The 16,468-nt window shown below is 46.0% G+C and carries 9 protein-coding genes; all 9 read right to left on the bottom strand.

The window, feature by feature from the left end; genetic code table 11:
• Positions 1–6: 6 nt before the first annotated feature.
• Positions 7–786 carry an ABC transporter permease gene (locus tag MHI51_RS01690; protein WP_076278955.1) on the bottom strand — a complete coding sequence of 260 codons (780 nt, stop codon included), beginning with the start codon at positions 784–786 and terminating at the stop codon, positions 7–9.
• Positions 787–801: 15 nt separating this feature from the next.
• Positions 802–1,578: an ABC transporter ATP-binding protein gene (locus MHI51_RS01685; protein WP_405173520.1), complete on the bottom strand. Its 777-nt coding sequence runs from the start codon at positions 1,576–1,578 to the stop codon at positions 802–804.
• An 11-nt stretch (positions 1,579–1,589) separates the two neighbouring features.
• Positions 1,590–2,630: an ABC transporter substrate-binding protein gene (locus MHI51_RS01680; protein ID WP_405173519.1), complete on the bottom strand. Its 1,041-nt coding sequence runs from the start codon at positions 2,628–2,630 to the stop codon at positions 1,590–1,592.
• A gap of 22 nt (positions 2,631–2,652) precedes the next feature.
• Positions 2,653–4,107 (bottom strand): aryl-sulfate sulfotransferase, encoded by a 1,455-nt coding sequence (locus tag MHI51_RS01675; protein ID WP_405173518.1) that lies wholly within the window; start codon positions 4,105–4,107, stop codon positions 2,653–2,655.
• Between the two features lie 27 nt (positions 4,108–4,134).
• Entirely contained in the window at positions 4,135–4,674 is a 540-nt protein-coding gene (locus MHI51_RS01670; protein WP_076220058.1) for a MarR family winged helix-turn-helix transcriptional regulator, read from the bottom strand.
• A 245-nt stretch (positions 4,675–4,919) separates the two neighbouring features.
• Positions 4,920–6,389, bottom strand: coding sequence for a stalk domain-containing protein (locus tag MHI51_RS01665; protein WP_341000936.1), 1,470 nt, complete (start codon positions 6,387–6,389; stop codon positions 4,920–4,922).
• 35 nt (positions 6,390–6,424) lie between these two features.
• Positions 6,425–8,170, bottom strand: coding sequence for a FecR domain-containing protein (locus MHI51_RS01660; RefSeq protein WP_405173517.1), 1,746 nt, complete (start codon positions 8,168–8,170; stop codon positions 6,425–6,427).
• A complete protein-coding gene (locus tag MHI51_RS01655; protein ID WP_256718934.1) occupies positions 8,167–9,921 on the bottom strand; it encodes a CHASE2 domain-containing protein in 1,755 nt (584 codons plus the stop codon). Before MHI51_RS01655 ends, MHI51_RS01660 begins: the two co-directional genes overlap by 4 nt.
• Positions 9,922–10,327: 406 nt before the next feature.
• Positions 10,328–16,249 (bottom strand): S-layer homology domain-containing protein, encoded by a 5,922-nt coding sequence (locus tag MHI51_RS01650; protein WP_405173516.1) that lies wholly within the window; start codon positions 16,247–16,249, stop codon positions 10,328–10,330.
• Positions 16,250–16,468 lie beyond the last annotated feature (219 nt).

The following is a 16,468-nucleotide window of genomic DNA, read 5'->3' as shown; positions in this document are numbered from 1 at the left end:
ATATAATTACCGTCTACGCGCTGCCACACTGACAACACCGTATCTGTAAAGCACCTTCTTGCCGAACCAGCCAAAAAGACGATCCGTAAAGAAGCCCATAAAGCCAAGGCAGAACAACCCGACAAAGATCCAATCCGTACGGAAAAACAACCGGGAATTCCAGATCAGATAACCTACACCTTCGTTCGAAGCAATCATTTCCGCGCCGATAATCGCCATATATGAGGTGCCCATCGCTAACCGGATACCCGTAAAAATATAAGGGATCGTCGCCGGAACGACCACATGAATCAGAATTTGCCACTCACTGGCGCCCATACTGCGGGCTGAGCGGATTTTGTCTTCTTCCACGGACATCACACCGGTTAAAGTATTCAGCACCACGATAAAAAAGGTAGCGTACATAATTAACGCAATCTTCGACTGCTCCCCAATACCAAACCATACTAAGAACAATGTAATGAATGCAATCGGCGGGATAAAACGGATAAAGTTCAGGAAAGGCTCCGCAAAAATACGGATCAAGTTCACCTTCCCAATGATTAGCCCTACGGGAATCGCCAGTAAACTGCCGAGTACCCAACCAATGAGCACCCGGTAAAAGCTAATCCCGATATATTGCAGCAAGGTTCCGTCTTCCAGCAGCTCCCGTCCGCCCTTAAGTGTACTCCATGGTCCGGGGATCACATCGGGGCCATAGATTACAGCTCCAAGCTGCCAGACGCAGAGCGCGGTAATCCATAGAAGGGTTACGGATACCCACTTCCTCTCCACCCATTTTCTCATCTGTCTCACCCTATCCTATTCTTCGAAATGACCTTGAATTTGATTGTATAACGAGTAGAATTCCGGTGAGGTTACGTCCCGCGGATACGGCAGTGTATTGTCATAAATATCCGTAATATTAGAGGACGGTCCTACGGACATAATACCAATTCGTTCCCCCAGCAATAACGCCTCCTGAATATCATGAGTTACAAAAATCACCGTCTTATGTGTCTGGCGCCAAATGTTGACCAATTCCTTCTGCATCGTTCGGCGCGTCATCGCATCCAGCGCACCAAATGGCTCATCCATCAGCAGAATCGCTGGATCATTCGCCAGCACCCGAGCCAGCTGAACACGCTGCTTCATACCCCCAGACAGCTCCTTCGGGAACTTCTCCTCATGCCCGTTCAGCCCAACAAGCCCGATGAACCTATCCGATATTGTGTGCCGTTCCCCCTTTGCGATTTTCTTCATCCGCAATCCGAACTCCACATTCTGACGGACGGTTAACCAAGGGAATAAGGAGGAATCCGCCTGTTGGAACACAACCGCCCGATCTCTGCCAGGCTTATTCACCTCTACATTATCCACCCGTAGATGCCCACCGGATTTGGAGACAAACCCGGCGATCATATTCAGCAGTGTTGATTTCCCGCAACCACTCGGCCCGAGTAGAATGAAGAATTGCCCACCTTTAATTACGAGATCTACATCTTTTATAATGTAGTGAACGTCCCCAGCAGTCGGTTCGCTGTAGCTTTTACGGAGCTGCTCAATATGAATGGTATGCTGCTTAGCAGGTAATGACATGCTGAACCCCCCTATTTCTTGTACGTAACCTCTTCTGGCAATGCCTTCGCCAGCGGCTCAAGATTCAGTTTACTATCCAGATCGAAATCCTTCTCAATGATTCCGTTGTCGACCATATATTTCTTCTGCTTGGTCAAACTGTCATACGCTGCTTGAGTAAATCCTAGTGCCCACGGATTATTCGGCAGATCTTTTATCGTTGATTCCTTAGGCTGCTTCACTTCCTTATACATCAGATCAGCAACCTCATCTGGGTGAGCCTGAGCATAGGCTCCGGCTTCATCCACCGCTGCTAGGAAATTCGCTATACCTTGCGGATTCTTAGCCGCAAAATCATTTCCCGTTACAATCCCCATCCCCAATCGAACCGTGGTTTTAGACATATCCGTCAGTTCATGAACACCTTTAAGTGCATAGAGCTTATCATTCAGAACCGAACCATAAAACCATGCTCCATCCACAGCACCTTGCTTCAAAGCGATATAAGCTTCATCAAAGGCACCCTGTCCTATTAACTCCACATCACCGAGAGCAGCATTATGCTCTTTCAAATATTCATCCCAAAGGTACGGAATGAAGGTGCCGCGTATGAAACTCAGCTTTTTCCCTTTCAAATCTTCAGCCTTCTGAATATCATCCTGTACGAACAATTTCCATTCAGTGGACGCTTCATCAGTCGCTAATCCCGCCGAGGCGATAATAGCATAATCGCCCTTCGCCACTGCGTTCAGCAAGGGGAAGTCTGCCCCGAAAGCCACATCCACCTGTTTAATAAAAAGGGCATTTACACCTTCCGCAGGGGAACCAAAGTTGACCAGTTCAGCGTCAATCCCGTGTTTGGCAAAGATGCCTTTATCTAGTGCCACCCGAAAAGTGGGATTCGTATTGATATCAGCAATTTTTATCTTTAATGTCTCTGCTTTGCTATTCGCCGCTCCCTCTTTAGCGGCATTAGAGGCAGACGCGTCGCCCTTGGAGCTGCAGCCCGATAAAAGGATAACCACTGATAAAGATAAGAGCAGAAAGCTTGAGCTGATCCATGATTTTTTCAACCGACACATCTCCTCAAATTTGTTAATTTACCTTGCGGCTGCTGCCTTCATCCGTCGTCGCCACACAAGCAGCTCCTTCAATAAATGGCAGGGTTGTCGCCACACTTACCACAGAATCCGATCCTTTAGGTGCAGACCCCGGGACTCTGAACTGCGTTATGTCTATTGGCTCAATCGCTTGTTCAACTGGCGTTTCCAGCTGTGGTACCCATGCATAAGGCACACGGTAGGAACGATAGACCATGTTGGTATTTCTGGAGTCCGTAAATGGCGAAATATATTCCCATACCAGTTCATGTTCTGGAGTAACTTCAAAGAGTCTGCCGTTAGAACCTTCTGTAATTAAGGTGTTGCCATTCGGAAGCCGTTGAGCGGAGCTGATATATGGACTGTAGAATTTATAAGAATCGGTTGGGACAGAGAAACCTGCTTCTGCCGCTGTATATTGCCACTCTATCTCAAAAGTCACGGGATTAATCTCCAGAATTCGCGAGTGGTCGCGGAGTGCATTTTTTTGCCCAAAAGGAGAAGATGGATTTGGAAGACCATAACCGCCCCAGCCCCCGTTATCGAATACAAGTAAGTTGCCTTCTCCCGGCAAACCTTTCGGAATGATGTGCGCATGATGCTGGCCAATGATCCAGTCGATATGCTTCACTTCTGGCAGCGAGTAATCCGGACCGATTCTCCAAACGATGGCTCCGGTACGCTTATCCGTGATCGCAATAATATTTGCTTCACGCGCATCCCAGATCACGTTATCCGGATGGAAACGCTCATCCCCTGCATCGTAAAACTTATTGGGTCCTACATAAGAAGCCGAATTGATATGCAGCCAGTCTCCAACACCACCACCTAGATTTCCGAAAGAGCGTGAGTTAGGATCACGAAATAGTACATTTTTGGCCGCTTCATCAAAGCCTAGCTCATCAAAATGTTCATTTGGAGCCCACTCCCAGACGATATTCCCCTCCCAGTCCACCTCAAGGATCGTGTCATCAAGCAATTGTTTGTCGGAGATTTGAGGATTGTAGATGTTTTTATGAGCAAGAATTAGCGTTTTTCCACTGTCTACCTTGGGTTCAAGCCCCGGTGCAAAATATCCGACCGGATTGCCTTCGCGCTGATAGTCATGATGCTGGCGGGCATACCAGAGGGGTTCATAACCCGGATCTTCTATATGTTCATAGCTGTTATATTTCCACACGATGTTCCCATCCCAGTCCACCTGTACCAGATCTACATTATCCTGTATTCCGAATTTAGGATCTCTTCTTCCTGTGCTGCCCAGCACATAACCACCCGGGAAGATTTTAGCCGGAAATCCAAGCAGCCCCTTCCACAAATGCACCTCTTTACCGTTCATATCAATCAGTACAACACCTTCTTCACCAGCTTGAAATACGGTATAGCCACTCCAGGCTTTGTTAGGGTTATATACGGTTGCTCCAGTTGGATAAATGGTTGAATGTCCCATCGTTCATCTCTCCTACGTTCAATTTTTTTAGTAGCTAAGATAATTACTCTTTTTGGTGGTTGTTCGTGGCTTCTGTTCAAGGGCTGGAGAGGTCTCTGCATTCTCCTTGGCGAGCTTCAGCAGGATATCCGAGAATCCTTCCAAATTGCTAATGATCCGCTGATAAAAGTCATTTTGCTGCGCCAATTCCTCCTCCGTAAACCCCTCAAACAAAAGCGAAATACATCGTTCTCCGATGTTGCTGTTCTGCTCCGCCAGCTTGCGGCCTTTATCCGTAATATCCAGCATTACCGTTCTACGGTCGCCTTCTTTACGTCTGCGCACGGTATATCCACCCGCCTCAAGCTTATCGCTCAATGCGGTAATCGCACCTGAGGTGAAGTCTAGTTCATCCGCTAAGTCTCCTAGCCTTTGTTCACCATCGCGAATGATTTTGTGCAGAATCAGCATGCCTGGTAAGGAGATGCCTGCTACGGCGACCTTATCCCGCTCTTTCACGAATCTGCGAACCGCCTTGCGAAATGCCCAATCTGTCTCCTCCAGCTGTCTCCAATATTGTTCGTTCATGGCTTACTTACCTCTGCTTTCTCCCAATCAGCCCATAAAAAAAGACTCCCAGCACCTACCCCTGACAAGGGAAAAGTACGGGAGCCTTTGGTGGTCCAATCAGCTCAGTTGAATTATTTCACTGTTCATTTAATTACTGTTTAAGTATTGGTGATATCATATACCCCTTTATTCCTACCTGTCAAGTAAGTGTTTTATATATTCAAAAAAAGAACACCTTCAAAGGTGTCCTCCAACTCGGAAGCTTATAGACCACTTTCCAGCACAATTGCGAGACTGTCCTCATCGTATACCTGCATAAAAGATGAAATGGTCGGCAGATAATCGGCTGCCACGTATAAAGTACCTTTTAGGATCTGTACCTTCTGACTTGCGTCAGGCTTAAGGGAAAGTGTCCAATCCCCCTTGCTAATCACGGTTTCCTTGTTGACCGCGTTCCAGCTAATGTCCGCTCCCCATGAGCTAAATAACGCTCTAACTGGTAAATATATTTTACCCGACTCCTGAAGTGGCAGATTAGAGGTATTTAATTTCACTTGCACTCCGTCCAACCATACTTGCATGTTTTTACCTGCTGGCAGCAGCGGAACGGCATCCAGCAGATCAGCTTCACTACGCAGTGGCTTAAGGGCCTGTACATCGAGATCTAATACCTTCAATTTGTTATTTAACGTGTCCGTCACATACAGCTTCCCGGACACAAGAGCGATACCGGAAGGTTGATTAAACATTACATCGTCCAAAGCTCCGACCCGATCTCCCGCGGTACTTTGTCCTGCGACTGTAATGACCTTGCCGTCCTTCTGAATAGCCCGAACCCGATGATTCAGACTATCAGCAATCAGCAGTACTCCATCAGCATAAGCCAGTCCCCGTGGACGATTGAATAGAGCAGACAGTCGGTCTCCATTCTGGAATCCTCCAGCCATATAGCCAGTCACAGGGTCAACTGTGGTTGATTTGCCTGCAAAGGTCTCAACCTTACTGCCTTTAATCAACCGGATCATCTGATTTCCGCTATCAGCTACATAGAGATTACCGGACTCATCAAACGTAAGACCCACTGGCTCATTGAATTTTGCCGAAGCTACCGCTCCATCCAGATAAGCACCATCATTCCCCTGCTGACCCGCAAATGTAGTAACGACCCCTTCTGGAGTAACTTTACGAATCACATGATTAAGTGTGTCCGCTACATATAAGTTATTATTGCTGTCTATGGCTAGGCCACCCGGAGAGCTAAACTGCGCCGCATTGGGTTGTCCATCCTTGTACCCGGCGACTCCCGTTCCTGCAAGGGTGTAGACTGTGCCTCCCTCTATTTTGCGGATCACATGGTTGTCGGTATCACTGATATAGATATTACCTTTACTGTCAGCGGCGGTGTACGTCGGATGATTAAACAAGGCCTCTGCCGACTGCCCATCACTATACCCAGTATTACCTTTTCCGGCTATCGTCTGTAGGGTTCCGTTACTCCACTTGCTAATTGTGCCGCTTGCTGACTGCACAATAATGAGGTCATTGCTGCCAGGCACTGCTGCCACTCCCAACGGTTGCTTAAGAGAGAGTCCAACATTAGACGAAACATTCTGGACTATACTCCCTTGAATGTCACCACTTATGGGCTGCAATACCTCTGCGGCTACGATATTAGGTAGGGCTGCGCTTATAAGCATAATTCCGCAAGCGATGGAGATGAGTTCTTTTTTCATAACGTTATTTTCTCCTCCCGAAGGTTATTGCGCCTTTAAAATAACAAAGATAAGCTGATCTTAAGCGTGTCTACTATTACCTGTACAGGGCCGTCTTCAGTATCTTCAATCCTCACCAGAGGAATGATAACGTTATAAGGTTCGGGAGTTAGTCTATTCAAAAATTCTGGAGTAAGTTTAAGCACAAAGGTATTCTCATCATTCCGATCCAGTACATAATCCGTATCTTCTAGTGGTAATGGATCTCCAAGATCATATTCATAACGATATCTAATCTCCCCTACATCATAACCTAGCGAATGGATGATAAATTCCGGTGCTTCATCTTCACCTATAGGACCCGTATGATTAAAATAACTCGGAGTGATCTCTCCTTCAAAGTAAAACCCGCCGTCTGCTATCTGTTGATCCTCTTCCTGTACCTGCCCCCCGGTAAGGGCATTCTTTAACAAACCACCGTTAACCTTGATTTGAACGAATGACTTATAAGGAAGTGATTGCCGCAGTTGAATGATAAGCTCATTCTCTCGAATATATACCTCTCCTAAATCGAGCGTGTCCGCACTCTGATTCAAAGTAACACTCACCCCATCCCTCGCAGCATTAGGATTAGAGTCATCTGCGATATTAAAGGCTAAAGGTGCAGTAAACGGCAAAGCAATCTCATTATCACGGACGAGATAGTCATAGATATGTTCTCTAAATTCCTGCTGGTTCAGCTCAGGCGCGTCAAGCGGATTGGGCGTCGGCGTTGCTGTCGGCTCCGGCGTCGGCGTTGCTGTCGGCTCCGTCGTCGGCGTTGCTGTTGGTTCCGGTGTTGGCGTTGCTGTTGGTTCCGGTGTTGGCGTTGCTGTTGGTTCCGGTGTTGGCGTCGGTTTCGGTGTTGACGTCGGTTTCGGTGTTGACGTCGGCTCCGGTGTCGGCGTTGGTCTCGTCGGTGGTGTTGGTTTCGTTATATCTAAGGGAGCCCGACTAGATAGATCATAGTTAATCTTAGGTGGAATTGATGGTATAGGTGGGTGGACAGGCATAGTAGCTTTTATTTGCTCAAATAGTCGATCGAACTGATCTTTTATTGCTTCGGTTAATTTCCCTTCTTCGTTCAGATATTCCAAATGCTGCTCTAACGCAAATTGCGGCAATACATTCAGGGACAAGTGCCCCTGTATCCATTGTTGATTCTCTATAATAAGCTGTTGGGAGGCTCCTATTAATTGAGAAAGAGTAGCATCTACAGGCGAAACTACATGAACTGTTCCTTCCAGAACTCCCAAATAATCGCCGTTAATTCCTGCCCCACCATTAAGGACTACATTGCCTTGGCTATTAACGCTAACAAAAAACTCTGTGCCCATAACGCCCATAATAGCCGTCGGGGTCTCAATCTCAAACCGGGAGTCACCCTCCAGCTTCTTTTTCACCTTGATCAGGACCTGCCCATTTTGAAGCTTCAGACTTGTCTTACCGCCCAGCGCTTTGGCACTTTCGACTAGTTGGCTGATGGTAAGCGTAGTGTTTGCTCCGATCGTAACTTCTTTGTTGGCATCAAGGTCGAGGCTGATTTGTCCGTCCGAGCCTGTTATAATCGTATCGCCTTGCGTAATCGCCATCCCTTTGAAAGCATTAAATTTCTTGGTTCCTCCGCTTTTCTTCACCTCTGACTTGCCTGAGACCGCAGTTATTTTCCCCACTTTGACGCTATCCTTCGCCTCTGTGACAACCGCTGGCCAAAGAATACTGAACAAAAGAACAAATGCCAGTGTAAGCTTTAACGACTTCATCTCAATCCCTCCAATTCATAGACACTGATTCCCTGCTCCTTGCCCTTTACCTTGATCTCTCCTAATGAAACAGCTGATACTCTATCTTTTACAAAAGCGTAGGTAGCTTCACTAATGAGGATTTGTCCAGGCTTCGCATTGCTTTCCAGACGGGCCGCCGTGTTGACGGTGTCTCCAATCGCTGTATAATCCATCCGTGTCTTCGAGCCAATATTCCCGAATACAGCTGGGCCAGTGTGCACCCCAATGCCGAATTTCACGACTAAGCCAAAACGCTCGAACAGCTTTTGTTCCACTGCAGACGAGCCTTCCTTCATCGCCCACGCCGCCTTCACCGCTTGCATCGGATGATCCTCCAGCAGCAATGGAGCATTAAAAATCGCCATCGTGGCATCCCCGATAAACTTGTCCAATGTGCCATCATACTTAAAAATACAACCTGCGGTGAGATCCAGATACTCATTCAAAATCTCTACAATCTCCTCAGGCTCAGCAGCCTCCGACAACGGAGTAAACCCGCGAATATCCACGAACAACAAGGTTAGCTCTCTGCGGCTCCCCCCCAGCTTCAATCCTTCTTGACCCTTCTTAAGAATTTGATCCACAACTTGCGGGGCAACATATCGGCCAAAGATATCCGTAACCCTACGTTTCTCCATCAGTTCTTCTAAATATTGAAACCCTATCACGACAATGCAGCTAATAATTAGAAACGGAATCACATAACCTAGTGAAATCACCATTCCCTGATCATAGAAATAACGACCTGCAAAAATAAGGAGTGCAATAATGACCGCAATGACAGCGTAGGAATATAGCATCTTCACTTTACGGAATAGTAGATATGCCAGGAGTGCAGCTAGTAACAAAACTACTTCGTTCCACTTCCAATCCAGCACGCGTTTATAATTATTGTCCAGCAGCGATTGAATAATATTCGCATGTATTTCCACGCCGTATAACGTGTTTTTACCGCTGATCGGGGTTAGAAAGTCATCCTTAAACCCTGTAGCATACGGCCCGATAAGCACAATTCTATTCTCAAAATAGGATGGAGAAACCTCCCCGTTAAGCACCTCCGAATAGGGAATCTCTTCAAAATCACCCTTGCCGCCTGAATAGGGGATATAGAAGCGCCCAAACTTATCTAAAGGTAGCTTCTGCGGATCCGCAGTCCCCCCCATCGCCTCTCGATATTTCTGATAGAGTGTCCATGACAAGCTGTTAATAGGTTTACCTTCATAGTCAAAAGAAAAAAGAGCTTTACGCACCACATGGTCCATGTCGGTAATGGTATTGATATGGGCGGTCGCAGCCGCTGCCTCTCTTAAAGCCTCAAACGGCTGGGATAACTCCAACGCTTCGATCTTCCCCTGCTCAGTATTTGGGGCAAACGTGCCATATACAGGCAGGACTACATTCCCCGCTCGTGCGACAGCCGCAGCGAATTCGGCATCTGCCTCCGGATCCTCCGAGCCCACTGGGAATGTGAGGTCAAAGCCGATCACTGCAGGATGGCCCTCGGAGAGTGTATCCAAGAGCTGGGCATGAACATTTCTGCTCCATGGCCAGCTGCCGAAGTCCTCCAAGCTCTGATCGTCAATCCCGATGATAGCAATCGTAGTATCCACATCTCTCTCGTGCTGCATCACACGATCTTGTAACTGCTGATCGATGGAATCAAGGCTTCCCCGATACAGAAGGAACGCAAAAACCGCAGTAAGCAAAAGGAGGATATGTGCTAACTTCATTCTCAAAGTCGGTATCTCCAATCTATGTATTATGGAATGAGTCCAAACCAGCGGTCAGTATGTTGGATATTGATACGTAAAGAAGAAGGGGTCGGTGAATAACAGGATGAGGAGTACAAGCACCCATAAATGAATGCCAAGCCCTGCGCCAAGCGGAAGAAGTGCCGTAAAGAGCTGAATTACTGCTAACAAAAACGGTACTAGAGAAGAGACAATGCCAGCTTCCCTTGCAATTTACTTTTATTTTGAAAGATTCTGAAAATTTAAAATTAATTCAAAAATATTATATATGAAAAATCATATGAATAGTGGAAATTTCCTTTTTACATAGAAGAAAAAGGAGACTACACGCAAAAAAGACAAAAAGCAGGCCAGAGTCTCCTCTGCCTGCCTTTGCCAACCTATCTTATAATTTGATTATTCCATATAACAGTTTTGCGATTTCAGCACGGGTCACTTTGCCACGAGGGTCAAAGTTATTGTCGCCCTTGCCGTCAAGGATTCCCTTTGCTTGCAAATCAATTACCGCTTGCTTCGCCCACTCAGATACACTATTCATATCCTTAAAGCTTGCAGCAGCAGCAACGGAAGCTTGCAATCCTGCTTTATACTGCATCAGTTTCTGCAGGACAACTGCCGCCTCCTCACGAGTAATCGCATCTTTAGGTCGGAACTTGCCATCACTGCCTTGGATCAATCCAAGCTGGACAGCTTTCTCTATCGACTGTGCATAATAAGCATCTTTAGATACATCTGCAAAAGCACTCTGTACGATAGCCCCATTTGCTTCATCCAATCCGAGAGAACGAACGGCCAGTGTAACAAAATCTGCACGGGTTACATTCGCCTGTGGTCCATAATGCGTATCGTCGATCCCTTTAATCACATGCTTAGCCGTCAGCTTGGAAATATACGACTCTGCCCAGTGACCAGCAGTATCCCTAAATTGCTTATGGTATTCCAGTACCGCAAAGGAGGAAAAGTGATTTGTTGTGAAGGTAACGGTATTATCCTTAAACACTCCACCCAAATATTCCAACGTGCTGCCATTTACATAATAGACACCCGCAAAATCTGTATCAAGCTTAGCAAGCTGTTCCTTAGTCAGCGTCAAGGTAATCGTAACAGCACCTTTAAGCTGGTGGATAGCCGTTTCTTTGCCTCCTGCAGATGTACTGAGGTTCAGCGTAACGTTAGCTCTGAATGGACTCATTCCAGCGTCATTGGCCTGTACAGATATCATACTCGTATCAATGCTTAGTAGCAGCATATCACTGCCTGCCGGAATGGCTGGTAAGGAGTTTGTTGGTATGCTCAAGGTAACGTTAGATGAAACAATATTCAAATTCAACTTCTTTTCGACAGCCTGTTGAACAGCGGCTGCATCAAGAGCAATTCTAATCTGATCTTGAGCCGGGGTTGCTCCGCCTGCGCTAATCTTTAGGCTTCCCCCTGTAGCAGCTTCCTCTATCAGTTTCTTCAAGGCTGACGGATCAGCTGTATACGTCCCATTACTTCCTAATGCCAGTTCAATGTTTCCCTTTCCCGCTCCAGGTGTGGCTGTAGGCGTTGGAGTCACTGTTGGCACTGGTGAAACTACCGGAGGTGCCGTTGTCACCTCTGGTGCTGGTGTCGGCGTCACCTCTGGTGCTGGTGTCGGCGTCACTTCTGGCGATGGCGATACCTCTGGTGTCGGCGTTACCTCTGGTGTCGGTGTTGGTGTTGGTGTCACCTCTGGTGTCGGCATCACATCCTCTTTTCCAGTGTAAAAGCCCCAGATATCTGAAAGCACACTACCGGAGTGATCATCCTCAACCTTTGTATACCATTGGTAGTAGCTATCCGGATTCAGCTTACTCCAAGTGACCTGAGTCTCCGCGCCACTCTCTACTTGTGGATTGGCCGCAATTTCCTGGTCGCTGTAAACCTTGACTCCGATATAGTCGGTAGCCACACGTTTAGTCACAGGCTGTAAATCCAGATCCAGAACGAACTCATCTTTGCCTGGATATTCGTCTTCATCATAGTAGTTATAATCATCCAAATAAGGCGAATAAGTCTTCACGCGAAGTTTGTTATTAGCAACATCGAACTGAAGCAGACGGATATAGCCGAGTCCCCCTTCTTCAGCGCCTTGGTAATCTGCCAGCATTTGATAGACACTGCGGTCTGGAATACCGTCACCGTTATCATCCAGCTCGTCTACCTTAAGCTCAGCATCATGATAATGGCCGGACAGTGCTGCGATTACGTTTTTGTTAGGTTTCACAACCATCTCAAAAATCTTATCCGCAATAGGTGCACGGTTATTAGAAACCAGCAAGTATTCATGGAGACAAAGAATCGCTTTACGCTCTGGATAACGGGCAACGATCTCATTCATCCATTCGATTTCTTCCTCAGCCAATCCCCAGCCCATGTATACAATAACAAAATCATTTCCGTTCGCAGACACTAAATCGTAATGGCCCCTGTTGTTGTCATAAGAGCCACCGAAGGTCGGCATATTCTTGAATCTCCACTCTCCAAAATACTCCCAGAATTTCGTGTAATCCCCGGTTTGATGGCCTACGTCATGATTACCCGCAAGAACACCATAAGGAATGTTAGCTTCCTCCAGAACCTTCATGTCCCGGTCAGCTTCCTTCCACTCATACTCCTGATAGGATTTATCCACGATATCTCCTGTATGAATAACATACTTCAGGTTCAAGCTCTCTTTGTTGTCAGCTATCCATTCTACATTTTTACGGTAAATGTAAGGGTAGCTCTGTGAATAATATTGTGTATCAGACATCCATACAAAAGAAAAGTCATACGTATCTTGTGTTACTGTTGGTGCTGTCTTAGCCACCGAAGCAATTTCGTCCTGAACCATTACTGCAATGCTATTTCCATTAGCATATTCTCCAGCTGTAACCGTGGATTTCAGCTCAAAATCCTCTGTTCCAGCGATTAAATGATCCAGCTGTACCCATTTTTGTTGAGTTGGACTCCATGCGTAGAGACTTACTTTACGTCCCGGCAACGAATTCCCTTTCCATTCAATATCTACACGATCTGACGCCTTAACCGACTCATCCAGCTTAATTTCATAACGCTGATAAGGGAATTGATTGACAGCATCATTAATTAAATATTGTCCGTCCACCGCACTTATTTTACTGTAGTCATCACTGCTAAGCGCTTGTTCGCCCGCAGGTACGGATTGTTTCGGCGGCTCTGTATCGGATGCATTTATAAACCCAGCAAAGCCTTGCTCCGGATGGTTAGCATCGTACTTAAATCCTCTAAAGAAGGTAACGTTTATCTTATCCTGATTAGGATCTTCAACCTTAACCTTTAAAGTCGGATTAGTACCTACAGCGGTCTCCCAGTTTGTAGGAGAAATAAGCAGTGGCGCAAATGGATTCTCATTCGGTACATGGAATGTAATGACCTTTTCTGCCTGATTGCCAATCCTATCTAAGGCTGTGATAGAAAGCGTATGCTCCCCAGCCGATAACTTCCCGGATGAAGTAGCATAGGGCAGTTCAATAACATTACCATCCAGCTTCACGCTGACCTTATCTACACCCGCATAAGTATCCTTAACTTCAGCAGCAATTTCAAAATTGCCACGGTAAGTTTGTCCTTCTTCTATGGATGCTTTGATGGATGGTGGCGTGTTGTCGACAATTACGTTTGATGATACTTTCGTCACACCTTCGGTAAGCGTTACTTTATGTTCTCCGTCAGTTGCTTCCTTAGTATTCCAGTTGTACGCCTTTGAACGGAACAAATCCGCTTTTAGATCAAACTGGAAGCCGAGGGATTCATGCTTACCTGCGCTGTCCCCCATCTTGATTTCCTTATCACGTTCTGCATAAGCCGGGTCCCAAATTTCGGTACCATCTGCCAGCAGGAGACGAACATTTTTCACTTCAAAATCATCCTTATTCTCCTCAGGACGAGGATCAAATGGAGATGATTTAGAGCCCGCCCGAATGTAAATCACATTATCCGTACCCTTTTTTAAAGCGGCAGAAGAAATAGGAAAAGTCAATGTAGTATACGTAGTAATCGGGTCCATAAAGGTATACAGAATACTGGCATCTCCTAGTTCTTCCGGTCCCATCGTGATCGCATTTTTAAAATAATAGTCCACATTTTTAGCTTCAAATACAAAGTAGGCATCATTCTCCAGTGCATTATATGTCTCGTTATTGCCCAGTAACTTACTGTCAATGCTCAAGCCTAAGACATCAGCCTTAGCGGTGGCAGAGGTTCCCTTTACGGTCACGGAGCCATTGATCAACTGCCCTTCCTTCACATTCAAACGAAGGGGTGATTGATCCTGTCCTCCTGTAACTTTTACTTTCATTACTGGAGATTGTGTTTCATTCGTTCCATCAGAAACAACAAAGTAATACTGGATTTCATTTCTGCCAATCAAATCCGCAGAGGTCAATTTGAAGTGATACAAGCTGTCGTTGAAGTCTTGGGATAGATTGTGGCTAACAGCCTCCGGCTGCTTGTCCGAAGACACTCTAACTTCCACAGAAGTAACAGCTTTATTGTCATCAGCAAAAGCCTTCAAATCGAGACCCAGCGACTGATCAATCTCCGTTACGCCCGTCAGATCTTCTACTGTTGGTTTCTCTGTATCCGGCTCCACATGGATCGGTGTGCTTGGAAGTTGTGTTACATCCGTCTGGCCTGGTGACGGAACGGCTGACCCCGTACTGATCTTGAGCATTTTGCTCAGCCCATTCACAGGATACTTATATAGAAGGGCTTTATTCTCTTTGGTGTCATCACCTTTAGCTCCACCATCGTAGGTGAGGTCAGCATCATAATACGCGGAGGAAATTTCTTTTTCCGTGTTACTTTTGATTACGACTGCCCGGCGGCCAGAGTTCGCCATACCATCGCTTTTGATCAAAAAGAGATTGGTGCCTTCAATTAAGTTTGTGTTGAATTCTGTATTGAAATCATTAGCAGTGTAAGTACTATTGGCACTATTAATAACCCAGAACACCACGGACTGCTGTGCAGGAATCAGAAAGTTCTCTGGCGTCGAAGGCCACTTCACATCGGAAGCGTTACCTTTATCAGGATAACGATAATAGACCTTGTAGTCCTTGAAATTAACAGGTGCATCAGTATTGTTATAGATCTCAATGAATTCAAAAGCGTCGCTGCTCGTTCCTTTTACATTCGTCGAATTCGGCAGCAGCTCTGTGATTAACAACGGCGGCACATTATTCGAATCAAACGCCGGCAGGTTCACATGAACAGAATAACTCTCTGTCACATTATTAACGCGGATGCTGTAATGCAGCTCCGGCTCTTCCAGCGCAGCTGCAGGAATCATTGCCGCATATTCATCCCCACCTTTTGAGGTCATGGTGATTACCGTATCTTTCGCCTGAGAAGGAGAGCCATACTGTAGCTTCACTACAGGTAGTGATCCATCTGCCCCGCTTTCCAGATTAGTAATCTTCGCACTGATAGGGAGATCGGCTGGATCGACACTACTCTGTGCAATATGTTCAATCACTGGCTGCTTGTTCCCAGGAACTAGCTCAGGCACTTGTTCTGCCTCTACGGTTCCAGGCGTAGCCACAACCGTTCCCGAATTCACCATGAGGTTCATAACGGAGCTATCTGCTTGCAAGTATTGATAGAAGATCCCGTTATTCTCCTTCACCTGTTCTTTTCCATAGGAAGCAGAAACAATTAGCGTATCTCCTGCTTTGCTTTTAATTTGTAAATTACGCGCAGAAGTGTTAGCCATCCCCCCGCCACCGTTGATCCGGAACAGATTCACTCCTTCCTGCAAAGCTGCAGAAGGATTAAAGTTTTTGATGAAATCCTCCGTAGGAACATTCAGATTATTGCCGTTCATAATCCAGAAAACAATATTTCCATGCGCCGGTATTACAGCATCACCATTAGGTGCCCATGAATCTTTGTCATTATAAAAGAAATAATAATCCTTAAAATTAACCGGCTTGTCCGTATTATTGTAGACCTCAACAAACTCGTAACCATCTACAGAGGTTCCATCTGTCCCTTTTACATTTTTAGTATCCGGAACAACCTCTGTAATCAGTAGCGCTCCTGGATTATTAGGTACCGCGTACACCTCTGCCATTACAGTCGGTTGACTTAAAAGCGTGTCGAGCTCAACCTGTTCATCAAAATGCGCCTCTAATTCGGAAGATGTCTGCTCCGTCTCCAGCTGCTGCTCTTCGGCATATCCTGCTGGAGCCATGATTCCCAACATCAAACTGCTGGCAATTATGCTGGAAAATAAACGTTTAGCTTTTGCTGTTATTCTCAAAACTCCGAACACTCCCCATTTGTTTGATTGTGATTCAATGCATAAATATGCAATGAATCTCATCTGGAAAGTATACCTGCGGTGTATTATCGCTATATCATAGCCGTGTTAAATCTTTAGGTTATTTTTAATATTGCTTAAGCTTCAGTTCAGCTTCGCGGGTTACAATATAACTAGTTAGAACCCATTTTAAACGATACTTTAGACGGATGCTTAAGC

The organism is Paenibacillus sp. FSL H8-0260 (genome assembly GCF_045040625.1).
Lineage (GTDB): Bacteria > Bacillota > Bacilli > Paenibacillales > Paenibacillaceae > Paenibacillus_AQ > Paenibacillus_AQ odorifer.
Note: the sequence above shows the minus strand (reverse complement) of the source record. Positions and strands in the feature narration are given on the sequence as shown.